The following is a 25,845-nucleotide window of genomic DNA, read 5'->3' as shown; positions in this document are numbered from 1 at the left end:
AGCACGGCCCCAAGGGCAACACCCGACAGCGTCATGCGCACCGGGTTGCCGCGGGCCGAGCCGGTGTTGCCGATTATGAAGACCAGCACTGAGGTCATCATTGCGCCCGCGAAGGACCACCACATGTATTGGGAGATGTCCGTCATTCCGAAGAATGCCAGTCCCACAACGACCGCTAGCGATGCGCCCGCGTTCACCCCGAGGATGCCGGGGTCGGTCATCGGGTTGCGGGTGACAGCCTGCATCAGGGCCCCGGCGACGCCGAGGGCTGCGCCCGCGATGAGCACGAGGACCGTGCGCGGCACGCGGGAGAGCCAGACCGTCTGCGAGATGGCGTCGGCGGGGTCGGGGTGGAAGAGCACGTGCACCACATCGGCTGGCGGAAGGCTGCGCGAACCGACGAGCATGCTGGCTGCGAGCGCCGCGAGACATAGGAGCGCCAGCGGGATCAGTCCGATCCACCGCCGTCGGCTCGAATTGCTCGCTGCCGACGCACGCGGGTCCGCCCCGGACAGGGAAGTGTTCGGGGCGGACACGGATGCCGTGGGCTGCGAGGGCATCGGAAGGTCAGGAGACCTTGGTGGACGAGGAGACGAGCGCGGCGACGTCGTTCAGCCACGCCGCGTAGGTCGAGGCGGTCATCGCGCCTTTCGAGCTCCAGGCACCCAGCTGGTCGGCCTGCACGGCGGGAAGCGCGTCCCACAGTTCGGAGCTGAACGAGAAGTCTTCGCTGTAGCCCTCGACGAGCAGGATGTCGGCGGGGTAGGTCGAGGCATCCTCCCACGCGACCTGGCCCCACGGGTTGCCGGTCTTGGGAGCGTCGGCGCCGACGATGGTGGCGCCGAGCTCTTCGAGCAGTTCGGCCTGCGCGAAGCCGACGCCGGTGTAGAGCATCTCCTTGGCGGGGCTCGTGAGCATGAGGTTCAGTTTCTTGTCGGTGATGGCATCGCTGAATGCTTCCTTTGCCTGCTCAAGGTCTTCGTCGGACTGGACGATCGCATCGGAGGCCACGTCGCCGCCGAAGANATGGCGTCGGGTCGCAGTTTGGCGAGCTTCTCGACGTCGATCTCTCCGTCGGTGCCGACGACCTCGATGTTGGAGATGTCGGCATCGCCCATCACGAAGGGGTTGTCGCATTCGTATCCGAAGAGAGCGACGGGCTCGACGCCATACTCGTGCAGCGAGCTGTATGCGTAGCAGTCCATGACGATGTTCTTCGGTTGCGCGTCGAAGTCGATCGCGAGGCCGTCGATCGAGGGGTGCTCGAGGGTGAAGCCGCCGCCGCTGCCGGCGGACTGTTCGGGGGCGGCTCCCGTCGAGGCACAGGAGGCGAGCAGCAGGGCGGACGTGGCGACGAGGACAGCGAGGGAGGACCGGCGGAGCACAGCGAAGACCAATCTTTCGGCGGAAGGGAAGCGCTTCGACTGTAGCAAAGATCAAGTTAGGATAGGTATACCTAACTAAACCTAGGTCAACCTTGAGTCTTTGGGCCTGCGATGCTCCCCGCTGTATGCGTCAGAAAGCGCATGGACTGAGCAATCGGCGCGGGCCCGCTTCTCTGAGGGGTTCACGCAGCGCCGGTCTGGCGCCTCGGTGGGCCCCTTTGGCAAGGGCCGGTCGTCGCCGTGGTGATTGAAGTATGCGTTTGTCTCTCACCCAGCCTGTCGTGGTTCCGAGGAGCTGACGAATTCGGGCCTGTTCCTGCTTGAATCAGGGCCGTCCGCGGTGGGCTCGCACGACGCGCCCGCGGTCAGTTTGGAGCCGACAGATCGATAGGGCTAACGCCGAGCGGTGTTCGGATCTCGAACCGTATCGGCGTCGGCTGCATGGACCACGTCCAAACCGATCGCCATTCCGTTCCGTCGCCACCTAAGTACCTGATGCCTGGGTCCGCACCATCGGCGGGCGGTTCGGAGAGGGAGATTCGGATCTCAGCAAGGTGCTTCTAGGCGCCGCTCAACGGAGGCTCCAAGGCTCGGTTGGGGCCGTGGGTTGCTGCGGCCGCGAGGTATTTCTGGGTTGCTCGGCTGTGGATCCGCGGCCACCCTGTCTGCCATTGGAACCGCAACGACTCCGCGAGCGATGCGGCGGCCACAACACTCTTGGAACTGGGGTTACGAGTGACGGTGCGGCTGCGGGGGAGGTGGGGCGGCCGACCGCTCGGCCGCCCCACCTCCGGCGCTCAGCGTCTACTGGCCGCGGCTGCGGGTGATGAGCCAGGCCTGCGCCGAGGGAGGGTCGCGGCCAGGACCAAGCACACGCCGCCTGCGATCCCAAACGGCATCGCTGCTGCCAGATCTCCATTGAGGAGATTGACGACGACCAGGATGGCATTGACCGCTCCCACGATCCAGAGCAGGATGCGCAGCCACCGTGGAGTGAGGTTATTCATAGCTCGAATTCCTTCCCGATTCCACAATAGTTAGATGCACCAAAGTGAAATCAGCCACTTGTACATTCCTCCGAGAGCAGCTTTCAGTCCACCCGCGGCCGCGACAGCGCCGCCGACTGGGCCTGAGAAGAGCGCGGCAACACCGCCGGCGGCGGCGACCAGGGTGCCGAGCGCGATCTCCCCTTCGGCGTACTTATTCAAGTACCAGCAGAAGTCTCGTGTCGTGGTGGGAGCGGCCCGCTCTGCACTGTTGGTGCCGTTCTGGCTCGAGTCCGGCGTGTTGAGTTGTGCAGCAATGTCGACTCGTGCGCCGTTGGACCATGCTTGCATCGATTCCCCGGATCCAACCACATCGACGGTGGAGACGGTGGCTCCTGATGCGTCGAGGTACGCGCCGGTGAGCGAGCGAGAACTCGTATCGGCGTCCTGTAACTCGTAGCTCACGAAGGTAACAACGCCCTCGATGCGCCACCCCTCGACTGCACTCTTGTCGATAGGGAGTCCCGTCGGTGAGACCGCTGGGATCGCCGCAGTGGCGGCAACTTCAGCTGCCTCAGCGGCGCTCAGCGTCACCTGCTCCTCAGCCGCGGCCGAAGCCGCAGACGCGGGTTGCGCTGAAAATAGCGAGATGGCGATAACGGCAACCGCTGTGGAGAATCCAAGGCGGGAGGCGCTTCGCTGATGGCGACGCGCCCATGATGCGCCCCGCGGCATCGGCTGCTCTTTCGTCGGTGAACCCGGGCGTGTATCTGTCGCTGCATTCATATTTCCCCCAAACGAGCCTGTCGAAAGTTGTTGAGAGGATGCCAGGCCTCGAAACATGCCCCGTCTTCGGTTTACGCGGGACAACAGAAGACCGCAAACACCGACCTTCACCGGTCGCCACGACGTCGGGGGAGATCCGCATCCTGGTGCTGGTCTCCGAATCACCTGGCAGACAGAACGACCACGGTCATGTACACGAAGCTAAAACGAACGACGATGACGATGAACCAGAAGATGCTTGTCCTGCGCGAAAGCGAAATCTTGACATAATTGAACGTTATCCGCGCATGTCAGGCGGGTAGTTATCCACAGGCGGGGCGGCTTTCGAGCCGCCCCGTTTTGGTGTCGCCCATGCGCGCTGTGCCCGGTCTTCGGGGATGGTTGCGAAGGTGCATCTACGCTCCTTGAGTAACGATGGATGTCACGCCCTCCCTCGCACGCACCCAGTGAGAAGTGCACCGCGGGCGAAGTTCGATCAGATCGATCGTGCGTGTCAGGTCATCGAGAGGTTCCGCGTCAGCCGGGTAGCGCTGTCGCGCCCCGCGCCCTCCCCTGAATGGTGGTCCTCAGCCACGCATGGCACCCCACCGATCACTGGTTTTCATGCTGTTTAGTACTCAAAACGGTGTCAAGTCAGAACGAGCACAGACTCCCAGTTCGAAACTTGTCCTAGCAGGCCCGAGCATCCAGTTTTCACGATGCGACCCATCGGGGAGCGTGATATCTCGGCGCGGCCGGCGCGCCTCGTCGTCTTCCCGGAGTGCCGAGTCAACCCAACTACCCGCAAGGACAACCATCGTGATTCACCAAATCATCGCCGGAATCACTCGAGACCTCATCGCTACAGGAACCTCGGTACACCGGGCCATCGACCTTCCTATGGCGGCTGGTGAATGGCAAGTTTTGGCTCGCTTCGCCGGCCGAAAACTGGGTACCGTCGTCACGACAACCGCGACGAGCTCCGCGGTCGCAGCACGAGTTCCCGACCTGCCTGAGTCTTCACGCGAGGACGACCGGGGGGCTGATCGTTCCCTCTCGGATCCCAGAAATGTGCAGGAGGGCGATCGCCTTGTCGTCGTCTCTGCACGAGAGGACCTGATCGTCGGAGAGATTAAACGCACCGGTACGCGTCTACACATCGGCGATTTCACGGTGCGGGACAGTCGATCAGGACCGAACCTACTCGCCCGCGTCATTGCCCGTGAGTCGCCGGCACCGACGGCGAGCACCAGACAAAACGTTGCGTGACCTGGCGAGCCGGATCTTATCGGCGTGAGCGTCCGTCCTTGAAGCAATGAGTGGTCGGCGAGACGCCCAACACGCCACCAGATTCCAGAACCACCGCCGCGGCAGCGGCCCGCCTGAGAAAGCGAATACTCCGAATTGAACCCCGTGAAGCCCTCTCAACAGATAGATCTGGACAGGTCACCTCGACCGGAAAAACGTCGTTGGCGTTGGTTCACCCTGGCGCTCCTGGCAGCATTGGTCGTCCTCGCTTCCGTGATCGTTGGCCTGTTGATCGGCAACGTCAATGGCAACCAGTCCACGCCCATGGCCGATGCGAGCTCCCGTTTCGTGGATCGCTCGCCTTCAGCTGCGAGCGGTCCAACCGTTGATACGCCGGGCCGACCCGATTCGAACGACCCGCCGCGGACGGCCGGCCCACAGGGTACGGACAGCGCTGAACAGCTGTTGGAGGTCATTCGCCTGGCCAACGTGGCCGTCGGAGGCGATGTGAGCGATCTGAGGTCCGTGGAGGCTGAACCTGTTGGCGCGTGGCACGTTCACTTCGAGACGGCGGATGGTCTGGAAAGCAAGGTTCGCGTGGTCGACGACAAGGCCACCATCATCGAGACCGAACGCTCCGACGATGGAAGGTTCCCGGGCACCTGGCGCATCGAGGACATCAACTCAGCCGTTCTTGCTGCACTGGCGGCATACCCCGGCAGTTACTTGACCGAATTGGAGCTGGACGCTTCCTCGCATGCTCCCTATCGGATCGAACTCGTCGACGGATCTGTTCACAAATTACGTCTTGACACCAACTTTCAGATTGTGGAGATGAGACTTGATGACTAAGAAACGCATCTGGCGGATGTCGCTTGCGCTTGTCGTCGGGAGCGTTATCGCGTCGACATCGGCGTGCACCGCGCCTGGAACGGGCGCACCGATCGGAGCCGCAGACCCAAGCACGCCCGCTACTTCCGCCAGCGAGGCCACACCGTCGACGAATCCAGCATCCGATCTCGAGGTGTTCTTCGCCGCGCGGGAGCAATACCGTGAGTATCTCGAAGCACACTCATCGAGTTCCTCCGACTCCAACTGGTTCGCAGATGACGACTTCCGACAAACGTTGCAGTCATTCGTCAGCGCGAAAGCACAGATCAACCGCAGCGACCTGTGGCTCAACACGAATCGTGACGCGACCGGCCCGGGACTCTCCTGGTCCGCAGCTCAGGCAGTCGAAGAGGCTAGCCGATCGGTCGGCGGAGCAGTCCACGTCACGAACATCGATCTTCGAAACGAAGGCGCTCTCTTGAGCTGGAAGATCGACTTCGAGACGGGGCGCCAACGAATCACCGTCACTGTTGACGGTGAAACCGGAGCAGTCACAGACGTTGATGACTAGCCACCGCAACGATCACGGATCCGCAGATGTCCGGCAGACGATACCGGGCAGCTACAAACCCATCGGCTCGCTGGTTCACTCATATCGTCCACGACCGTGAGCCCCTGCACGAGGGCTCAGTCCTGAGAACCACAGTGTCCAGACATACCCTGAGGAGCAGTATATGGCGTTCTTTCAACTCAGTCCGCGGCGACGCCGGGGTGCAGTCTTCCTCGCAGCGCTCATCAATGCGATCATCCTCAGCGGCTGTCTCGGCAGCGAAGCCATGCCATCCGAGGAGGAGGACTCATACCCTACGTCTTCGCTGACGGGTGTTGTCGGCGCGGTGGAGTTCGATGGCGGGTACATCAGCCTCGGTTCGGGCGCGACAGTCATCGACCTCTACCTGGACCCGCTGTGCCCGTATTGCAAGATCTTCGAAGCCGATAGTGGACAGCTGTTGTTCGACGAGGTCGACGACGGGCGCGCAACGCTGCGGATCCACCCAGTGGCGCTCCTTGACCGGCTCTCGGTTGGCACCAACTACTCCACTCGCGCAGCAGCCAGCATCGTCGATGTCGCGGCATCCCATCCCTTTGCTCTCCCCGGCTACCTCTCTGCCGTCTTCGCCAACCAGCCCGCAGAGAACACCCCTGGTCTCTCCGATCAGGAGCTCGTGAGCATTGCCGGCCAGCTCAACGTCTCGCTGAGCGACGCAACCACGCTCCGCACCTATCAAGCCTGGGTGCGGGACATCACCGCCGAGGCTCTACAGGGTCCGCTCCCGACCAGCGAAGCACTAGCCCTGACCGCCGTTCCCACCACCATCGTCAACGGACATCTCTACTCCGGAAACAGCGACGACGCTGAACACTTTGCACAGTTCTACCAGGCTTCCCTGACGCAATAGAGCCAATGCCGGCGTCCCCTCCCGCAGGTTGTGACGTGCGCAGCAACAACCGAAATCGGCCTGACCGCAGGTTTGCAGTGCACGTGGTTGCGCCCCGGTGTTGACCGTGCTTGTTGGTCGGAGCCTTCGAACGAGACCGCGGCTCACACCGTGCCCGCTGCCGGAGTTGGATCAAGGACCGGGATTGAGTGCCTCCTCCCCGCAGTGTGTTTCGGCTATCGTCCTGTCTCCCACCGAACCGAGCGTCAGACGCCCTCCCGGATTTGGATCGCATCGCGATGCCTCCTTGCGCTTCGCAGTGCCCGCCTCGTCGGCGCGCCGATGAGGCGGAAGGACGAACCCGGTCGAGGAGACGATGGGGCTCCTTGAGGCCGCAGTAGCGACAGGCCCGGTGGTGCTCGACGCCTCCGACAATTGGCCGAGCACGAACCCCAACCTGTCGGTCGAGGCCTTCAGGAGCCGATCTCATCGGGTGCACGCACCCACGATGCTGCATGCCAGCACCTAGCCATTGCCCCATTGCCCCCTGAGTTGTTGTGCGTCATGGCAGGCAGAAGCAACGCGTGCACGGAGACGAGTGACGTGCTCCCGATACTGGTACCTGTTCCCTTGTCGATTCTCTGGAGATGCCATGCGCTTGTTGGGTCCGGCCACAGCTCGGTCGAGCAACCATTCGTTGTCTGGCGTGACGAAGTGGTGTGCATCCTCGACGCTACTCGTGGTGACGCTGTCGCTCGGACTCGTGCCGACCAGTTCTGCGGCCGGGGCCGGTTCGTCTGCTCTTGTTCCAGAGAACTCGAGTTCGTACGTCAGTTCATCGAGTTTCGTTGACGCCAATGAGGCTGAGGTGCAGTTGGGGAACCAGACCGCCAGGCTCCAGGTGGGAGGTCAAGGACAGCTTCGGTTGAAGTCAGCCGCCTACCCGTATGCCCAATCATTCGAGCTGTTCCCGCCTGGCGGACCTTCTGCAGGAACCACGTTGGACGATCCGCTGACGGTGGGCTGTCTTGAACCCCCTGCCGACTGGGCTGGAACGCAAGACGAGTGGCTGGCGGAAGGGAAGCGTTTCGAATGCGGTGATGTGAACACCGTCACGATCACGTACGACAAGCCGGTGCTCAACCCAGGCTTGGCTATTTACGACGTTTCCATGTCCACGACCGAAGACACGCTGCCAGAGTTCGGCGCGATCGCATCGTGGAGCGAGACCCGAATCTCCGCGATCAACGGTGAATCACCAACCGCCTACAGCACGGCCATGACGACCTACGAAACAAACCCGTTGGCAGTCCCAGGAGTCGACGTCGCGTACCGCGACAACGGCTTCACCTACACTCCGACGCTCGGTCAGAAGACGGGAATCGCGCATGACCGCCCGGTCGTCCAGATCTCGGGTCTCGTTCATTCGGTCACGCTCACGGTCTCGTATGCAGCGATGGTTGTCATCGGCCCGCTGGCGTATGACCGCTTCGCGGTCAAAGTGGGGAGGCTGCCGGTCCGAGTGGGTCTTGTGGCCCCGGCTGTTGATCTCTCGGTCGTGAAGTCGGCGCCGACAACCGTACGCACCGGTGATGAGATCGAATGGTCGATGAATGTCACGAACAACTCAGCAAATCAGGCCTCGCACGGATACATCGTCCGTGACGCGATACCAGCCACGGTCGTCGATCCTGTGCTGGTGTCCGGTCCTGAGGGCTGCCGTCTTGCCGGCCCGAACCTCTCCTGCAGTGCCGCGCCGACCGGGTGGTCGATTGACGAGACCGACCCGGACCGCCCTGTGCTTGCCGGGGGGGACCGTGCCGCAGCGGTCCCCGTCGTTCTCGAGGCTGGTGCTTCTGCTGAACCGATCATCATTCGAGGAACGGTCACAGCCCCGCAAAGTACGTCCGTCGAGAACACCGCAACGGTGATTGGCATCGACAGCGACCCGAACAACACCAACAACGTGTCAACGACGACAACAGCAATCGCGAAGGGGCCCGTCTGGAGCATCGACAAGGCCGCATCCGTGGCTGGGGGCGGAACCTACGTTTCACCGGGGGAGAACGTCTCGTACACCGTCACAGCACGCTCCACCGAGGATACCGGCAACGTTGTCCTCACCGATGACCTCACGAACGTGTTGAACAACGCCGCGTTTGTTGCCGGTTCCGCGACGCTGACCTACGAAGAGAGAACCTACCTGTGGTTTGTCCCCACGGGCACTCGGACGGTCACCAAGAACATCCCCGACCCGGTTCCCGGCAAACCGGTTCTTACCTCGTCCCCTTTCACCCTCATCGCCGGGTACCCGGCAAAGTTGACTTACACAGCAACAGTCGCGGACCATGCGTGGAACAGTGTTCTCCACAACGTCGTCGCCGGCACCGGCGATACACCTCCTGCCACCTGCGAGGCTGGCGCCGCTCCCGCGCCGGTTTGCCAGACCGACACCGTCGTCTCGGCGCGGATGGACATTCTCAAGCGCGGCACCGTCAACGGGCAGGTCACCCCGCTGGACGGAGCCGGATTCGAGATCCTGACCGATGTCGACGGCGCACCAGGCGAACCGCTGAACGGAATCACTGTCTCTGCGGTGCCCGGCACCACCGGGTCATTTGAAGTACTCGGCATCACCCCCGGTGCCTACTGGATCCGTGAATCGAAAGCGCCAGACGGACATGTCCTCCTTGCGCAAGCAGTTCCCTTCACCGTCGCCGCCGGCGGAGCGCTCGAACTGGCAAACCCTGCCCTGAACTCGCAAGTGACGATCGAAAGCGGGACGCTGGTCGTGACCGACAGCCCTCGCTTCGACATGCCAGCCACGGGAGGTGCCGGAACGGGGACACTCGTCGCGGGGGGAGTAACTCTGCTCAGTCTTGCGCTCTGTGCTGCGTTCGTCTCTCGGAGGTTGGGTCGACGAGGCAAGAAACACCACGATGAGATGCCCGGCGTTCGTTGACGAGCCCGTCTTGGGCCTCAAGGGCATGGCGCAGAACGCTCGCGACGTTGGGCGTCGCCCTCATCGGGGCAGGACTCATCACCGTCGGAATCGCTGTTGTGGATCCTCAAACCGTGGAACGAACGTATGGGGACATCAAGATCACGGTTGCGCGCTCGCTCGCCGGTGATGCCATCCCAACGGTCACGCTCGGTCAGTCCGGCGCAGAAACGCTGCTCGATCGTTGCGACGGCACCTTCTCGGAGATGGTGGACGGACACCGGGATGACGTTCCACCGCTGTGGGCTGCACATAATTATTGCGGGGGAGACATCGTGCTGTCGTGGGAGATCGGGCAGCTGGTCAACGTCGAGGTTGACGGGATCATCCGCCAGTACCGGGTGGCGGGCACCCGGGACACAGCCAAATACGGAGTCACGTCAGATGCGCTCGTTGGAATACCTGGCGACGTGCTCCTGCAGACCTGTTACTACGGTCGTCCACAGATGCACTTCGTTGGCCTGTCGATCGTCGACGACGCAGAGTAGGCCGTGTGATCAGCACGCCGTACGGCCTGATATCGTGCGATCCAGCCGCCTCCGCCCGAGGATGATCCACGATCTGTTTCGCGTCATGCCGTACCACCTACGGTGGCACGAATCGGCCAACCGCCGAGAGCGTCCTCGATGTGCTATCGCGCCGCCTATCCCGCAGGTGGAACCCGGCAATCGCAGACCATTCGACCACTTCCGCAACGAATCAATCAGCGCGAGAACACCCTGTAGGAGCGTTGCACGGCCAGCAGTGTAGCGAGGCTAACTGAGCAGGTGGCGGCGTCTGCTGCGGCTTCGGCCGTCGACCTCGACGAACGTGTGTCGACGCGCGAGCCGACCACGACGCGCGAGACGACCACGCGCGATCGCGGGCCACATCAGGTACAGCCCCGCGGCAACACTCACAGCACTGAGCATGATCACCCACCACGGGAACGGTATTTCGTCGGGCGCGACCGTGTCCTCGGGTCGAGTATCGTCCGGGAGATCCACGCGCGAGGCTCGAATGATGATGCGGTGACTATTGACCCCGATAGGTGTGCAGGTGATGAGCGTGAGGTAGTCCTCACCGTTGACGATCCGCAACCGATCGGTTTCCGTGGGAACGACCGTCGCGAAGTCGAACGCCTGATAGGCGAGCGTTTCACCCAACACGTCAACGAAGATCAGGTCTCCTTCGTCCAGGTCATGCAGCGGGGTGAAGAGCGCGGCGCCGGGCAAGCCACTGTGTCCGGTGAGCACGGCGTTGGTGCTCGTCCCTCCCACCGGTAGCGACGACCCTTGCAGGTGACCGACACCTTCAAGGAGGCTGTCATCGGAGGTGCCATGACGGATCGGCAAGCTGATGTCGATCGCGGGTATCCGGATCCGGGCCATCACATCGCTTCCTGGAACATGGAGCTGATCCAGGTACTCATCCGAGGTCGCTGCGACTTCTGCCACATCGGTGTACGGGTCCGTAAGCGTTTGAACACCGATTCGGGTGTTGTATGTCCTCGCTCGCTCGAGCGATTCCGCTCGTTCCGATGCTGACAGGTCGTCGAGTTTCTCGGCGTAGCTGTTGGTACTCGTGGCGTGTGCTCGAGCAGCGAACCAGTTTGCCGCGTCAGGGTAGAGCAGAAGTCCGATCCCAGCCAGAGCAATGATCGTGACCGGTATGCGGCGAAATATCGCCCTCATCGAGGAACGGGAACGAGACGCGTGTCTCCGGCGGCTCGCGGGGGAGTGTTTCATGGGAGATACCTCGTCGAGCGGGTGAGTTTCCGGGGGCAGGATGGATCGCTACTACAGAGAGAGGTCGGCCTGGCACGTGAGCGCCAGACCGACCTCGTACTGGGGATGTGGCTACTGTGCGACCTTTGCGTCAGCACGGCGGTTGCGGATCGTGAGTACGACGGCACCCACAACGAGGAGCACGCCCGCGCCCATCAGCAACGAACCACCGGCGCCACCGGTGATGGGGAGGAAGAATCCGCCATTGCCGGGAACGTTCTTCACGTCAAGGTCGACGACTGTTGCGTCGTTGCTCGTGATGTCGAACTGAACGGGTTCGGCGAGCAGCTCAAAGCCTGCAGGAGCTGCCGTCTCGACGAGCCAGTAGTGCTTCCAGGCGTTCTGGTCGGCGATTGCCGCGTTGTTCTCCCAGTTCGAGTAACGCAGGCCGGCGATGGAAACACGTCCCTTCGCGTCGGAGGTCCACACGGATTCACTACCGATAGTGACGAGGCCGGCAGCATCCTGAGCCTTGGCCGCGTCAAGGCTCGTGTACACCTGGAACTTCGCGCCGCTGAGGACCTTGGAATCCGCCGCGCTGATCTTGTTGATCGTCAGCTCGCCGAACTTCGTGACCGGAGCATCGTCTCCCGGGATCGGGTCGAACGGGTTGTTCGGATCGGTCGGGTCGTTCGGCTGGGGCGTCGGGTTCTCTTCGTCCGGGTGGCCGGGCGTGTATCCCGAGGGCGTCTTGTTCGTGATGTCGTCGGCGTTGTCGTAGATCTCGGCGACGTTCTTGATGTCACCGAGCTCCTTGATCGTGGTGACCAACGCGAACTCGATAGCGGCCCCCTTGTTCACGGGAAGGTTTGCCTTCGCGAGGCCAAGGTCGGTCAGCTTCACGAGGACAGTCGCGCGCCCCGTGACACTGCTCACGACAGAGGAGGAGGTGTAGTCCGCGGCGTCAAGCTTGGTGCCGTTGATCGAGACGTCTGCCGACTTGAACGTCAGGCGCTTGTCGAGCGTGTCGGTGAGTTGGTAACCGTCCGTGCCGTCAATCGGCAGGATCGAGCGGACGGTCCAGGTGACGTCATCTCCCACGGCGACAGTGCTGCTGTCGGAGACGGTCTTCTCGGTGTGTGCCGCGAAGTTCTTCGGGTACACATGCACGTCGTACATCCAGCTCGACTGGTCGAGCGGGTTGGTCAGCGGCAGCGTCACGAGGAATGGTGCGCTCGGGACCACGCCAGCTGGGGCTTTGGATTCCGTCACGTAGTACAGCCCAAGGTCCAACCCGGTGAGGGAGAGCGTCCCGTCCGCGGCGGTGACTCCCCGGTGGATGTCTGTGGGTGCGGTGCTGACGGCGGAAGCGGCCGTGGTTGTCGTCATGGCCTGCGCCGACTCCCATCCGGCGTTGGTAGTGAGGTCTACGCCGGCCACCTTCGTCGCTGTGAATTCAACGCCGGGAAGCGGTGTGAGCTCCGTCAGATCAGCAGCCGAGAGCTCCCGACCGTCGTGCGGAAGATCCGTGGGGCTCTTCGGTTGCTCGTATTTGTGGATCGTCAGCGATCCCGACTGGGTGGCGTCGATTGTCGAACTCGTCGCTGCGTACGCGCTGCCCACGCTGCCCAGGGCCAGCGCACCGCCGACCAGTGTGGCGGCAGCTGCCCTCAGCAGCCTGCGTTGTGCAGGATTTGTCATGTTTGCTCCAATGTTGGATGGATGGCAAGGAACCAGCGCCGGCCCACCGCGTAGCCATCGACATCACCCAACGGCCGACGTGGCCGGCCGCGCTGCGACAGGCCCAGTTCCGTGCTGCCGGTCGCACATCAGCCCGAGCACACCCGGTATCGAGATGGTTGTGATGGCAGTTTGGTTGCCAACCGCCGGTGCTATGCTCGCGGGCTCGCCGCGACTGTCGGCGGGCAGAGCGCGAAAATGAGCAAGCCGAGCACGCCAAGTGGGGGTCAGGTAGCGTGAGATAGGTGCCTGTAGCGAGCGAATGCTTCGCCGCGTCCACAATGCACGCGATGGCGACCGATCGCGTTACCGGCCGGCTGGTTTTACCTGCTCAGCACGAGTCTGGACAGTGCCACGCGATCTGCCGTGCCGGTCTTGCGCAGAGCGCTGGCAATGTGGTTCTCCACCGTCCGGACACTGATGTTGAGCTGTTCAGCGATCTCAGCGTTCTTAAGGTCGGCAACCAAACTGGCGATCTGTCGTTCGCGAGGAGTGAGCTCTGCGACTTTCAGAGCGCTTCGACTCGAACGGATCGGCTGGAAGGAGCCGGTGGCCCTGCGCTGGAGTTCCGCTAGGGGGCCCTGCAACGCGCTGACGATATCGTCGTCCCCGCTGCGTTGAGCCCGACGCAACTCAGATCCCACGATCTGTTCCAGCAACGTGATATCTCCCGCTGCCGGGGCAACCAGAATGTCGTTGACCGCAGCGAAATCTGAACGGGCAAGCGCAGGGATCAGGTTGAGCGCCCGAGCGTAGAGGGGGAGTTGCACGCGCTGGCCGAGAAGCGTCGCTTCTGCAGAGACGAGCGGGCCGGCATAGACACAGCCGGCGACAACGGTCAGGCTGGCTGCCGCAGCGAAGTAGCCGAGTTCTCGACGTCGACGAATGGCGTTCGCCATGTCGCGGTCGAAGGACACCGGATCAAGAACATGATGTGCGACGATGGCGGGGACGTCACTCCCCATCCCATACAACGGACCTGGGCGAGGAACGTAATATTCGACCTCGGCGATGAGTGCCGCTGAACTATCTGATGCGCCAGTCCGGAACGCCTCGTTGACGGCCGCGATTCCCAACGTTGCCCCGAAGAACGGTCGGAGCAACATCGTGGCCTTCGCGGTACTCAGTGCATCGCCGATCACCGCATCCAGTGACGCTATCTGGCCGCCACCCGCGTAAGTGAACGCGAGTGCGTAGGACGCACCCAGATAATGGAGTCGATCGTGCGCAATGAGCGCGGACGCGCGCGAGGCGTCGGCACGTTCCGCGGCCAGCTCGAGGTTTCCCTCATAGAGACTGATGAGGGGGAGAATATAGCCATGAAAGGCTGGCGAGAACAGCTGATCAGCCGCGGTCGGTGCCGCGTCTCGCGCCCGATCGACTTTCCCTGAAAACAGCAAGATCATGGACCGCACAATCCCTGTCAGGCCTGTCACGTCGTGTTCGACGGAGAGCCCGTCGCCATAGTCTTCCGGGATGCGGTCGAGGAAGACGGTCAACAGGACCGCGGCGGCTTGGGCGGCTGGGCGCAGAGCCGACGGTTGTTCGCCGTACGCTCTCAGAACGGCCAACGCGCCGCGAAGATCCCCGAGGTCAAGCGCCACCCACTGCGCGTGTTGAAATTCGAACAGGAATGCGTCCAGTGGGTCGACCCCGGACGTAACCGTTTCGTGGAACACCCGCTCGATCGCGGCGCGCTGAAAACGGCTGCCCGTTGCTTTTCGCAGATAGGCATGGGCGCGCGCCGGCGTGCGCTCCTTTTCCCAGGATTGGAGCATGAGCGGCGCAAGCTCGTCTGCGTCCTGCTGGAAGATCCGCCCCGTCAGCGTCTGTTCCATGGGTGCTGACGCTTCGGAAGTCGGACGTGCCGGGACATTTGAACCTGGAAGCACCTCCCGGCGGAGGAGGTCGGCAACGATCGGCGGCCACACGTACAGAACTGGCTCTGACTGATTGGTTGGCGCCATTCGCACGAGCTGACGGCGCAGCAGGGAGCGCAGAGGGGGGCGGCTGGCAAGAGCAGCTATCGGTTCATGAGTCTGCTCTCCCTGAGCAATTTGGTAGAGCAGTGCAGTCTCTTCGTCGTTCAATTCGTGCAAGTGTCGCTGGGCGAACGAGCGAAGGTGGGTGCTCCACAGCGACGAGGAGGACAGATGCCATACGCCATTCTCGAGCACGATGAGTCCTTCGAGTCGGCTGCTCCCGGCGATCGCACGAACGAGTTCCGGCAACCCGCCGGATTTGCTCATCACCCGCGCGGTGAGGGCGAGTGAGGCGGGACTTTCCAGTTCTTCGTGGAGGAGGACTCTGACCTGCTCGAAGTCCAGAGGTTCGAGGTCGATCGATACCTCTGGCCAGGAGGGGGACGCGAGCGCGCCCGAGGTATAAGACCGAACCGTCCTCACCCGTGACGTGACAGAGCTCAGAAAGTGTACCGATAGCGGGTCCGCCTGTTCGTAGTCATCGATCACCAGTACCGCATCGTTTTGCTGGAGGAGGGCATCTCGTGCCGAGGTGAACATCGCCGCAGGGCTCCGGTCAGATGAGCGCCGCAGCAATCCCAGCTGCTCAAGAATCTGCCCACCGAGTTGCCGCCCGCCCAGGTCTCCCTGTGCGCTCAGGACACGTCCCCCTCGTGCTTCAAGCGTCGCGGCCACTTCGCGAAGGACCGAGCTTCTCCCGCTTCCGAGGGGCCCGAACAGCATCACATTGCGGCCGCTGGTGACATGCTCGACGACGTCGCGGGTTACCGTTTTGAACAGATACATGGGCGCCTTCATCTCCGCTGGCGAGGTCCGCTCGATTCGTGTGGATGTCAACCTACCAGCGGACGCTGACGATGGTCTTCCATTGAGCGCCCTGGAGACAGTCAGGTGAGTGCCTCCAGGGCGCAGCTCAGATGCACCTGAGCCAGACGCGATCGAAGAGCGCGCCCCACTCGCGACGCCGGGGAAGGATTCGCGAGCAGCGTGTGAAGTTGAAGGGGCGGCACCATCTCTACCCGAAAAGAGGGCGCCGCCCGTGCCATGCCGCCCAGATGGGTAAGAGGCATGGCGTGTCCCACAGGCCGCGACTATCCGGTTGCATGCCGGAAAACCGAGGCGGGCCCGAAACCTACCGTGGTATTGAGTCGAAGACCTGCGAAGAGCACGTGTTCCACAATGCGCTGCGCCGAGCCGATGTGGGTAGGGAAGCCCCGGCCCTGGGTGCCCTAATCACACATTAGGGTGGTGCAAGCTCATCGCTTGAGTGTCGATCGGACGCTCGTTTTCCTCGGGGCAGGCCAGAGTGAGGTGCAAGTCACGGCGGATGATGATGGAGGAGTAGCCGGGAACGCCGTGCTGGTCGTCGATCTTTCGGGTTGTCGGCGTCTGGTTCAACGCGGGCAGTGAGTGATGATCCTGGTCGGTCTGGGCGGATGTTGCTCTCGTCAGGTTGCAAGACCTAGCTGTGGTTCACGGCCCGGTGACCGTGTGGCTGGTTCGGGATCGTCACCGCGAGAAGGGGATCGTCACGGAGCGTTGCGTTGCTGAGTGAACCAGGTGCGAGCTCGGTGAAGCTCCCGCGAACCGGAGGCCGTCCGGACCAGTGCAGCGCCCCCACGACCAGGTCAGATGTCGGGGACAAAGCCGGGGCGCAAGCGCGCGTGGTGGCCGCGGAAGCGGACGTGGTGAGCGCCAAGCCCATCGTTCCACCTGCGACGAGACAACGACCTGGGCCGCTGGCCGCCGCGCGGTTGCGCCGCTGACGGAGCACGAAGATCAAGCCGGCCGCGGTCAGCACGATGCCGATCAGCAGGACTGTCAGCGGGTCGGGTCCGATTGTGGGAAGGCGGCCAGGAGGAGGTCGTACCGTCCCCGAGCAGGTTTCAGGTGCGTCACCCAACCCGAGCCGATGGACCACGCCACAGGCCTACTTCCGCTCCACGCGAACGCCCCGGTGCTCGAGGTGAGCATCGGGGCGGCGATTGTCGCTTGGCTATTCGGGCGAAGTGGCACTCCGGGAACGACGTGCACGCAGCAGGAAGCCGAGCAAGAGGACACCCGTCGCGATCGTCAGCGGAATGATTGGCGTGCTACCCGTGAGCGCGAGCAGGCCGGTCGCGGGTGATGCCGATGATTCAGTGGGATCGGCGCTTGCCGGGCTTCCGGGTGGTGTTACGGCAGCCGGATCGTCAGGGTGAACAGGCGGGACCGCATCGGGCTGGTGGAGGGTGGTCGTGACCGTCGCGCGCTCCTCGAGCAATGTTCCGCTGGCGGAGGTGGCCGTGCCGATAGCGGTGTTCACGACGATCAATGATCCGAGGTCGCTGGGCTGGATGTTGTAGCTTGTCGACACGAACACGGATTCACCAGGAGCGAGCTCGCCTGGTGTTCCCGGCCAGTCGAACGACAGCGGGGTGAGGCCTTCGAGCTCGTCCGCGACGATGATGTCGTGGAGGGTCACCGTGCCGGTGTTTGATCCTTCGATCTGGTAGCGGATCGTGTCGCCTGGCTGGGTGGGCGTTTGGAGTGCTGCGTCGTCTGCTGTCTTCACGAGGCTGAGGCTTGCCTGAGTCGGCAGGGGGGTGTGAACGGACGCGGTGTTCGACTGTGCGGGTGTGCCTGCCAGACTTTCGCCGGTCGCCCATGCGCTGTTGTCGACCGCACCTGCGTCGATGTCTGCCTGCGTGATGGCGTATAGGGCCTGACCCGATGCGGATTCTCCGGGGCGTAGCTCGCCCGCAGGACCAGGCCAGCTGACGGAGATGACTGACAACCCTTCCATCGGGTCGACGATTGCCACGTTGGACACCGTGACGTTGCCGGTGTTTTCAACGCCCAGCGTGTAGGAGATGAGGTCTCCGGGCCTGGCGAGGTCGGAAATCTTCGAGCTGTCGGCCGTTTTCGTGAGTGTCAGTGTGGCTTCTTCATCGAGGGTGATCGTTGCAGTCGCCGGATCGGAAGCAACCGGCGTCCCGCCTTCGGTTGTTGCGGCAGCGGTTGCGACGTTCGTGAGGGAGCCGGAATCGACGTCTGATTGCTGAAGCGTGTACGTGGCGGTGGCGGTGGCGGACTCGCCGGGGAGCAGCTGACCAGGGGTCCCCGGCCAGGAGTAGGAGATCGTGGACAGATTCGGCATCGGATCGTCAATGGTTGCTTGAGTCAGCGTCGTGTTTCCAGTGTTGATGAGCTCGAACGCGTAGTGCGCTTGCTGCCCGGCTGTCGGTCCTGCTGTCGGGTTTGTGAGGGCACCTGTCTTGGTGAGTGTGAGCGATGCGGATTCCGTGACGGATTCCTGGGTGATGGTGCCGGAGAACACCGAGTAACTCCCGATGCCCAGGTCAGGAGAGGTCCAAGTGAGCGTGTTCTGGCCAGCAGTGTCGAACGTCCAGCTGGCAGTGCTCTCGTCGTACCGCGCGCTCGAAGATGAAACGGGGAGAGGGCTGCCGTCGAGGAACTGCACCGGGTTGTGCTGGGTGTGGCCCGTGAGGATGACGGGAAGGGTGAGGCGTTGTCCGTTCAGGAGAACATAGTTCGGGGCCGACAGGTTTCGGATCGGTTCGATGGAGACAATCTGGTTCCGGGACAGGTCGAGGTGATCGATGAAGATGAGGTCGCGGAGTGGGGCGACGTCTTCAACACGGTTGTTGCTCAGCGTGAGCGTCTCCAAGCCGACCATGGGGACGAACGAATCCAGATCGACGATGTTGTTGTGGTCCAGGGAGAGATAGGTGACGCCGGTGAGACTGCTCCATGACGTCACGTCAGAGATCGTGTTGGACTCCAGGTTGATGGTGCGCAGCTGCGTGAGAGCTCGTAGCGGAGTGACGTCCGTGATCTGGTTGGTGCGGAGATTCACGTGTTGCAGCTTGGTCCATCCCGACATCGGTGAGAGATCCGAGATCTGGTTTGCGGTCGCTTCGAAGAATTGCAGTTCCCGCAGATCCTGCAACGGAGCCAGATCGGAGATCCCGTTGTTGTTCAACTGCAGGGTGGTGAGGTTGAGTAGACCTGCGAGCGGTTCGATGTGGTTGTTTTTGACGGAGTTGAGTCGCACCTCGGTAAGTTGCGTCATCCCAGAAAGTGCCGTGAGGTCGAGGACTTCTGAGCGGTTGACGGAGAGTGAGGTGAGCATCGGCAGGCTCGCGAGACTGGTGAGGTCGAGCGGTTGCGCGTCGGTCACGCTCACCGATGCCAGCTCTGGCAGGCCACTCAATGGGGCAAGGCCAGCCGTCAGCGGCGCGCCAGTGAAACTGAGCTTGCTCAAGCCCGAGAGTGCCTCGATGCCTTCAAGAGAGGCAATTCGGTGCCCGTTGCAATTGAGTTCTCGGAGAGATGCTGCTTGCTCGGAGCTGATCGGCTCGCGCGCGTCGATGCCGAGGGCCTGAGCTACGCACCCCCGGAGAGCGAGGTCCGAGAAGGTGGTGTCGGGGCTGCTGAGGGCGTTGGCGCCACTCACGGGCGACAGAGAAAGGAACAGCGTTGCCGCGGCAGCAAGGGCTGTCAGTGTTCGGGTGTAGGCGCGCATCAGAAGGTCCTCTCAGCAGAGCTCGGCGTGTGTGCAGGGCGCGCCGCGCGCCGCCGCCGCATCACCAGCGTGAGCCCTGCGGCGAGAGACAGCACGCCGACTCCGGCAAGAGTCAGCAGCATCATCGCGTCCAGACCAGTCTTCGCTAGAGCGGCGGACGTCGCCGCCGTTGCATCTACAGCCACCGGGCCGACCGGCACTGCGGGGTCGACGGGTACTGCCGGGTCGACGGGTACTGCCGGGTCGACGGGTACTGCCGGGTCGACGGGTACTGCCGGGTCGACGGGGTCCGTCGGTGCGGCCACTAAAACGCTGAATGGTCCGCCGACAACGGCTGCTGTCCAAACGCCAGAGACAGTGGCTGGCTCGTTGCTGCTGTGCACGGTCGCGGCTGGATCGAGCAATGGAATGACCTCTCCAGGACGTGCTGTGGGGGAGATGCGAACGGGAATGACGAAGGTGGCAAACGTGCCGGCGTTCGCACGCGGCCATACACAATCCACCGCGGAGCCTTCGACGGTGCACTGGTTGGGGACAAAGCGGAGGGAGAGCCCGTCAGACAGGGCGAATCGCAGGCGAACGTCGCGGATATCGCTGTGTCCGCCCTGCGTCACAACAATGTGGATGTCCTTGTTCTGCGACGGCGTTGCGCTGAACTGCGGATTCCGTGGCGCTGTCGGCCTGTTTGCGGGCGCCGCCCCTTCGTCGACCACGTTCACCGTGGTCTGCAGGTAGATGTCCGAACGGACACGCTGCTGATCGACGTAGCCGGCAGACGTATACCCCGCTGCTGCGGACGAGACCGTAGCGGTCGTCCCGAACAGGGTCGGTCCGTCCCCATGAACGAGGAGGAAGTCACTTGGCAGGTTATAGGCAAGATTGTGGTTGGCGGACTGACCGCTTGGAATGGTGAGCGGGCCGCACACGACAGTGGTCCCGGCTCCGGCGACTTGTGCACACGAAGGGTCGAAGTAGGTTTCGCCAACGCCCGGCAGCGTCATCCCCGAGTCCAGGACAGTCGGCTCATAGCTGACGAAGATGTCAGCGAGGTCAGCGCCGGACGCATTGCGTATCGATGTACTGACGGTGCCGTTGAGCCCAGCGAAGGCCTCGAGGCTCCCGGCCCGGCTCGTGATCACCAGCGCATCAGTTTCCGCGGCGGTCGCCGCGGTCGGGGCCAGAACGATGGCTCCGAGAATCGCGGCAGCGAAGGCCGCCGGGAGCGTTCGGAACAAACGGTTGTGTTGCTTGGACTTCATGTTCTTCCAGACCTCAATCAGACATGCGCCTGGTCGAAGTTCCCGGCGCCCACGGACACACTCGTCCGGGAACTGATCAATGCACAGAACGCCCACCACCATTTCCCCGACGGCTCTACTAAGTCTTGGCCCGCCGAACGGGTCCTGAGTGTTGTTGGTTGCACTCAGAGTGGTTGTTTTGCCCGTTCTAAGTGGTCATGCGTCCCTGTTGCGCGCAAGGCGGTGGAGGCGACGAGGTCCGCGGGAACGTGATCTTCGATGTCACGACCGTCGCGCGTGAACTTCTTCCTCTGGGCCAGGGGAGAAATATTGAGTGGACCGACCATGTCGCTGGGGAGGAATTCGGGATGCGGGTGTGGGACACCGCGTCGTCCTTGGCGCAGAGGACTCCGCCCGCCGGCGGGTTGCAAGGAGCCGCGCCGTGGCCTGGCGTTCGCCTCCGTGGCCGCGCGTGCGTGATGCGTCGTCGGGTGACCGAGGGATGTGTCGATCGACCACTCAAACCTGTGCCGAATTGCTCAGCATCGCCACGGGTTTGGGCCGGACTATCGCTGTGCTGCTGTCAGATGTGATCTGGTCATACTGCCGGTTGATGATCCGAACGAGCTCGTCGTTCGGCGTGCACGTGTTCCGCTGACAGACCAGCTGAAGGAAGGACCATGATGAGATACGACGACGGCGCAACGAAGTCAACGTTTCTGCGAGCTATCCGAGCGGAGGAGTATCCGCGGACGTTCACCTGGCACGGGCGAGACTGGATCGCACTCGCGGCCATCCCGACTGTCTTCCTTCTGGCCTGGTCGACGTCCGCCCTCACCAATGACCTGGCCGTACAGGTCATCTCAGACACCACGCTGCGGATCGTGTTGTTCTCGGTGCTCGTCATTGCGAATCGTGAGCTCCTCGCGCGCCACTGGCGTGCGTTCGCGCGAGTGAAATGGCGCGCGACTGGCCTGGTCATTCTCGGCTTCATGGCCCTGCAGGTCGTCACGACCATCCTCGGCACGCTCCTGCGGTCTCTGGGGCACAGTGCTAGCGACATCACGCCGGCTCAGCCGGAACCAGCTGAGACAGTCTCGTTCCTCGTCTTGCTTTTCGCATCATGTTCGCCAGTGGTTACGGCTCTCATCGAAGACTTCACGTTCCGGCACACGCTCCTGCTCAAGTTCCCGGTGTGGCACAGATGCTTCCTCGCGGTGTCCCTTGTGGCCGGGAACGCGCTCGTGTTCGGTGCCATCCATGTCAACAACTTCGGTGGAGACTGGCTCCTCACGCTCAGTTTCGCGGGCGCCGGTCTGCTCATGAACCTGATCTATCTCTGGATTCGGAACATCTGGGTCGTGCTGCTCATGCACGGTGTGAACAACTTCGTCCTCGGCGGACCGCTCGCTGTGGTCATTGTGCACCTGCTCGGCGCCCAGTAGCGCAGCTCCGTCTACTTGCAGACGCGGCGCCTCGTTCATCAAGCAGGCGGATCGTCCTTCGACCGCGGTCCCGGCGGCGAACACGTGGCCCACATCAGTCGGCGGGATGAGCGGTCAGCGTCTGGCGAGTAGGGTAGGTGGAGCTGACCGTCGTGAAGGCATCCCGGCGGTCAGTGTTATTCCTAGGAGGGCCCGCACCTCGATCCGCGACAGCGCAGTGCGCACCATCGAGTGCGTATCCGGCGTCAGCGTCATAGCTGTAGACCACCTGCTCGGCGCGGGATGCCCCGTCGCAGGCGGGACGGCGTTGGGAGTGGTGGAGCTCATGCTCGAGGGCGTGCGTACTCGTCGCGACACCATTTATGGGCAATTCACGCTCGTGGCCGCATTCGAACCGACCGATTGCATCGCTCGTCGCGTGCACCGGCCGGTGGGCCGGCCCGTCATGCCCGTCGGTGACCGCAATATCGTTCTCGCGAGAATGGTGGTGTAGCTCGGGCGCTGAGGGCGGTCTTCCGGTCGAGTGGAGCGACCAGCGAACAGCCTTCCCATGAATACCAATTCTTGGTACTATTGCTGCATGGCCCAGAACACTTCGATCAGCCTGGATGACCATTTCACGAGCCTGCTCTCCCGGGAGGTGTCCTCCGGTCGGTATCGCTCGGCGAGTGACGTTGTCCGTGCCGGTCTGCGTCTGCTCGAGGACCAGGAGACCCACCTGGCTGCTCTGCGCTCTGCACTGTCGGACGGCGAAGCCAGTGGAGGAGCTCAGCCCTTCGACTTCGATACCTTCGTCGCAGCAAAGAAGGCATGACCGGCTACAGGCTCACTCCGGCCGCACAGCTCGACCTCTCCTTGATCTGGGACTACACCGCCGAGCGCTGGGACGCCCAGCAGGCCGAGACCTACATCGGTGAGCTCCGAGCCGTAATCGAGCGCATCGCAGACGACCCCCGACGTGGCCGTGCGCGCGACGAGGTCCGCTCAGGGTATTCGAGCTACAGTGTCGTCAGCCATGTCGTGTTCTACCGTGTGAACGACGAGATCGGCGGCGTGGACGTCATCCGCGTTCTCCACCAGCGGATGGACCCAGCCCACCATCTGTGAATGACGACCGACGCAGATTCCCAAAATCACGCGGACAGTTGACCTCCGCCGACGGGGCGGTGATCCGCGCAGCGATGGAATTCCTCACCCTCGTGCCGCTCCAGAACCGGTACCTGGACGAACTCTCCGGTGGGCAGCGAAAGCGAGCCTACGTTGCGATGGCGCTCGCACACGACACGAACTACGTGCTGTTGGACGAGCCATTGAACAACCTCGACATGCTGCACGCAGCGTCGATGATGCAGCGCTCCAGCGAGCAGCGGATGAACTCGACGAACGATCGTCATCGTGCTGCATGGCATCAACTTCGCTTCCGCCTACGCCGATCACATCGTCGCGATGCTCGACGGCGCCGTGATGCACGCCGGGCCGCCTGCCACATTCATGACTGCCGACGTGCTCGAGCGGGTATTCCATGCCGCCGTGGAGGTATGTACGGACGGGACTACTTACTTGCTGTGTGCGTCCGCTGAGTGATCGTGAGGACCTCCCGGCGCCCGCGTAGCTGATGCACGCGAGCCTCCCCTAATGCCGTCGCCTAGGTCGGAGACCGGAAGCTGAACGCGCATGGCTAGCTACTGCTCAAGGCGCGGTGGCATGCCGCGGGCAATGTTAGGGCGATCTAACTCCCCGCTGTGCGTGTTTCGAGACGAAACCCCGATCTCGTGGTAGACCTAGATGTAGTGCTTGGGTCTGAGCATGTATCTATATGTAGTGGTTGAGGGTTGATGTTGATGGGTGGCGGCAAGTGAGCGGGCTGGTGTATTTCTCGAGCGTCTCCGAGAACACTCGGCGCTTCGTTGATCGGCTGGAACGTCCGGCGGAACGTATCCCGTTGCGGCCTCGGGCCGAGGGTGACCTGACGGTTACGAGACCGTACGTCCTGGTCGTCCCCACTTATGGCGGGGGAGGTCCTGGAGCGGTGCCTCGCCAGGTGGTGCGCTTCCTCAACGATCCGAACAATCGTTCGTTGCTGCGCGGTGTGATCGCTGCCGGTAACACGAATTTCGGTGATGCCTTTTGCCGCGCCGGGGAAGTCATCTCCGCGAAGTGCCAAGTGCCGCAGCTGTACCGGTTCGAGCTGCTCGGCACACCGGATGATGTCGAAGCGGTCTCGAACGGACTCGACCGGTTCTGGAGTCGCTAATCAACCATCTGTTGGACGACCTTCATCTCGTACCCCCGGAACTGGAGTCACCATGATCGACCACACCCCGCACGTCACTCACCGTATGCGCGCGGTTTCGCCGCCTCGGTATCGGACCGACCCACGTGCCCCGCTGCGCCCGATCAATTGGAACGACATCACCGACGACAAGGATCTCGAAGTCTGGAATCGGCTCACTGCAAACTTCTGGCTGCCAGAGAAAGTGCCGCTCTCCAACGATGTCGCTGACTGGCAGCGGCTGAGTCTCGCGGAGCGGGCGCTGACCATGCGGGTCTTCACGGGTCTGACGATGCTGGATACTGTGCAGGCGACCGTCGGCGAGATCTGCCAGATCCAAGATGCGCGCACGGAGCACGAGGAAGCGGTGTACACCAACATCGCGTTCATGCAGTCAGTGCATGCCCGGAGCTACTCGTCGGTGTTCTCGACGCTTGCCAGCACATCGGAGATCGAGGCGTCGTACCAGTGGGCAATCGGCAATGACGTGCTGCAACGGCGGTGCAAGACGGTCCTGGCGCACTACAACGGGGATGACGCGCTGAAGCGGAAGGTCTCCTCAACGCTGCTGTCGTCCCTGCTGCTCTACGCCGGATTCTATCTGCCGCTGTACTTCTCCTCCCGGGCACTCATGACGAACACCGCAGATCTGATCCGATTGATTCTCCGCGACAAAGCCGTGCACGGCTACTACGCCGGCTACAAGTATCAGCGCGGCCTCGAAACACGAACACCAGCTGAGCGCACGGCTATGCGTACGTTCACCGCTGAGCTGCTGGATGAGCTCTATGAGCTGGAACTGATCTATTCGGCGGAACTCTACGAACCGTTCGGGGTGATGGACGACGTCGCCGCGTTCGTCCGATACAACGCCAACAAGGCGATGATGAACCTCGGCTATCCGGCACGATTCCCTGCAGCAGATTGCCGAGTGAGTCCGGAAATTCTCGCGGCGCTCTCCCCGGGTGCCGATGAGAATCACGACTTCTTCTCAGGATCCGGTTCATCGTATGTGGTGGGGCGCGGGGAACACACCGAAGACGAAGACTGGGATTTCTGACACCTCGAAGAGACGCCAATCGAGGTTTGAGGCGCCGGAGACATGTCAGAACGACCGGGCTGCGGTGTCGTCGTCGATGCAGGGGGTCGGGCGGTGTTCGTTCTTCGTGCAAACCGTTGACGTGGTCAATGACGGACGTCGCGGCGAGCGTCTGCTGGATCATCGTGGTTGACCTGCGCAGGGCCGACATCGTCCAGGACGGGGCGGGAGTCACGACCC

At 62.7% G+C, this 25,845-nt stretch carries 18 protein-coding genes and 1 pseudogene; 12 read left to right on the top strand and 7 right to left on the bottom strand.

What is annotated here, in order from left to right:
* On the bottom strand, window positions 1–407 hold a 407-nt coding region (locus IFT89_RS10925), incomplete at its 3' end, for an iron chelate uptake ABC transporter family permease subunit (protein WP_202938943.1).
* A gap of 2,015 nt (window positions 408–2,422) precedes the next feature.
* The gene (locus tag IFT89_RS10910; RefSeq protein WP_202938941.1) at window positions 2,423–2,965 is read right to left on the bottom strand and encodes a hypothetical protein; all 543 of its coding nucleotides are present in this window, start codon (window positions 2,963–2,965) and stop codon (window positions 2,423–2,425) included.
* 1,584 nt (window positions 2,966–4,549) lie between these two features.
* On the opposite strand from IFT89_RS10910, the gene IFT89_RS10905 reads away from it, so the two are divergent.
* From IFT89_RS10905 to IFT89_RS10885, 5 genes are all read left to right on the top strand, one after another.
* Entirely contained in the window at window positions 4,550–5,236 is a 687-nt protein-coding gene (locus IFT89_RS10905; RefSeq protein WP_192020016.1) for a hypothetical protein, read from the top strand.
* The gene (locus IFT89_RS10900; RefSeq protein ID WP_192020017.1) at window positions 5,229–5,786 is read left to right on the top strand and encodes a PepSY domain-containing protein; all 558 of its coding nucleotides are present in this window, start codon (window positions 5,229–5,231) and stop codon (window positions 5,784–5,786) included. The genes IFT89_RS10905 and IFT89_RS10900 overlap by 8 nt, the downstream gene beginning before the upstream one ends.
* 163 nt (window positions 5,787–5,949) lie before the next feature.
* Window positions 5,950–6,675: a DsbA family protein gene (locus IFT89_RS10895; protein ID WP_202938940.1), complete on the top strand. Its 726-nt coding sequence runs from the start codon at window positions 5,950–5,952 to the stop codon at window positions 6,673–6,675.
* Between the two features lie 721 nt (window positions 6,676–7,396).
* Window positions 7,397–9,616, top strand: a complete 2,220-nt coding sequence (locus tag IFT89_RS10890; RefSeq protein ID WP_192020019.1) for a SpaA isopeptide-forming pilin-related protein — start codon at window positions 7,397–7,399, stop codon at window positions 9,614–9,616.
* A 47-nt stretch (window positions 9,617–9,663) separates the two neighbouring features.
* Entirely contained in the window at window positions 9,664–10,143 is a 480-nt protein-coding gene (locus IFT89_RS10885; protein WP_192020020.1) for a hypothetical protein, read from the top strand.
* A 267-nt stretch (window positions 10,144–10,410) separates the two neighbouring features.
* Here the strand turns inward: IFT89_RS10885 and IFT89_RS10880 are convergent, their stop codons facing one another.
* The 5 genes from IFT89_RS10880 to IFT89_RS10860 form a co-directional block, all read right to left on the bottom strand.
* Entirely contained in the window at window positions 10,411–11,328 is a 918-nt protein-coding gene (locus IFT89_RS10880) for a class C sortase (RefSeq protein ID WP_192020021.1), read from the bottom strand.
* Window positions 11,329–11,493: 165 nt separating this feature from the next.
* On the bottom strand, window positions 11,494–13,062 hold the full coding sequence (locus tag IFT89_RS10875; RefSeq protein WP_202938939.1) for a SpaH/EbpB family LPXTG-anchored major pilin: 1,569 nt from the start codon (window positions 13,060–13,062) through the stop codon (window positions 11,494–11,496).
* Between the two features lie 362 nt (window positions 13,063–13,424).
* Window positions 13,425–15,869, bottom strand: coding sequence for a helix-turn-helix transcriptional regulator (locus tag IFT89_RS20575; RefSeq protein ID WP_274605573.1), 2,445 nt, complete (start codon window positions 15,867–15,869; stop codon window positions 13,425–13,427).
* Window positions 15,870–17,079: 1,210 nt separating this feature from the next.
* Complete coding sequence (locus IFT89_RS10865) at window positions 17,080–19,611, bottom strand: DUF7507 domain-containing protein (RefSeq protein WP_202938938.1); 2,532 nt, start codon at window positions 19,609–19,611, stop codon at window positions 17,080–17,082.
* On the bottom strand, window positions 19,611–20,870 hold the full coding sequence (locus IFT89_RS10860; RefSeq protein ID WP_202938937.1) for a hypothetical protein: 1,260 nt from the start codon (window positions 20,868–20,870) through the stop codon (window positions 19,611–19,613). The genes IFT89_RS10865 and IFT89_RS10860 overlap by 1 nt, the downstream gene beginning before the upstream one ends.
* Window positions 20,871–21,529: 659 nt before the next feature.
* Here IFT89_RS10860 and IFT89_RS10855 point away from each other — a divergent pair.
* The 7 genes and pseudogenes from IFT89_RS10855 to nrdF all read left to right on the top strand — a co-directional run bounded on the left by IFT89_RS10855 (window position 21,530) and on the right by nrdF (window position 25,626).
* Entirely contained in the window at window positions 21,530–22,294 is a 765-nt protein-coding gene (locus IFT89_RS10855; protein WP_202938936.1) for a CPBP family intramembrane glutamic endopeptidase, read from the top strand.
* A gap of 217 nt (window positions 22,295–22,511) precedes the next feature.
* Entirely contained in the window at window positions 22,512–22,787 is a 276-nt protein-coding gene (locus IFT89_RS10850; RefSeq protein ID WP_202938935.1) for a hypothetical protein, read from the top strand.
* Between the two features lie 87 nt (window positions 22,788–22,874).
* Window positions 22,875–23,108 (top strand): type II toxin-antitoxin system ParD family antitoxin, encoded by a 234-nt coding sequence (locus IFT89_RS10845; RefSeq protein WP_192018614.1) that lies wholly within the window; start codon window positions 22,875–22,877, stop codon window positions 23,106–23,108.
* Window positions 23,105–23,401: a type II toxin-antitoxin system RelE/ParE family toxin gene (locus tag IFT89_RS10840; protein WP_192018389.1), complete on the top strand. Its 297-nt coding sequence runs from the start codon at window positions 23,105–23,107 to the stop codon at window positions 23,399–23,401. The genes IFT89_RS10845 and IFT89_RS10840 overlap by 4 nt, the downstream gene beginning before the upstream one ends.
* 14 nt (window positions 23,402–23,415) lie before the next feature.
* Window positions 23,416–23,878, top strand: a pseudogene (locus IFT89_RS10835) (ATP-binding cassette domain-containing protein); the annotation flags it as partial.
* A 271-nt stretch (window positions 23,879–24,149) separates the two neighbouring features.
* Window positions 24,150–24,548: a class Ib ribonucleoside-diphosphate reductase assembly flavoprotein NrdI gene (gene nrdI / locus IFT89_RS10830; RefSeq protein ID WP_192018390.1), complete on the top strand. Its 399-nt coding sequence runs from the start codon at window positions 24,150–24,152 to the stop codon at window positions 24,546–24,548.
* 85 nt (window positions 24,549–24,633) lie between these two features.
* Complete coding sequence (gene nrdF, locus IFT89_RS10825) at window positions 24,634–25,626, top strand: class 1b ribonucleoside-diphosphate reductase subunit beta (protein ID WP_244650688.1); 993 nt, start codon at window positions 24,634–24,636, stop codon at window positions 25,624–25,626.
* Window positions 25,627–25,845: the final 219 nt, after the last annotated feature.

The organism is Plantibacter sp. CFBP 13570 (assembly GCF_014841395.1).
Taxonomy (GTDB): Bacteria; Actinomycetota; Actinomycetes; order Actinomycetales; family Microbacteriaceae; genus Plantibacter; species Plantibacter auratus.
The sequence above is the reverse complement of the archived record's forward strand: the minus strand, read 5'-3'. Positions and strand labels throughout refer to the sequence as shown.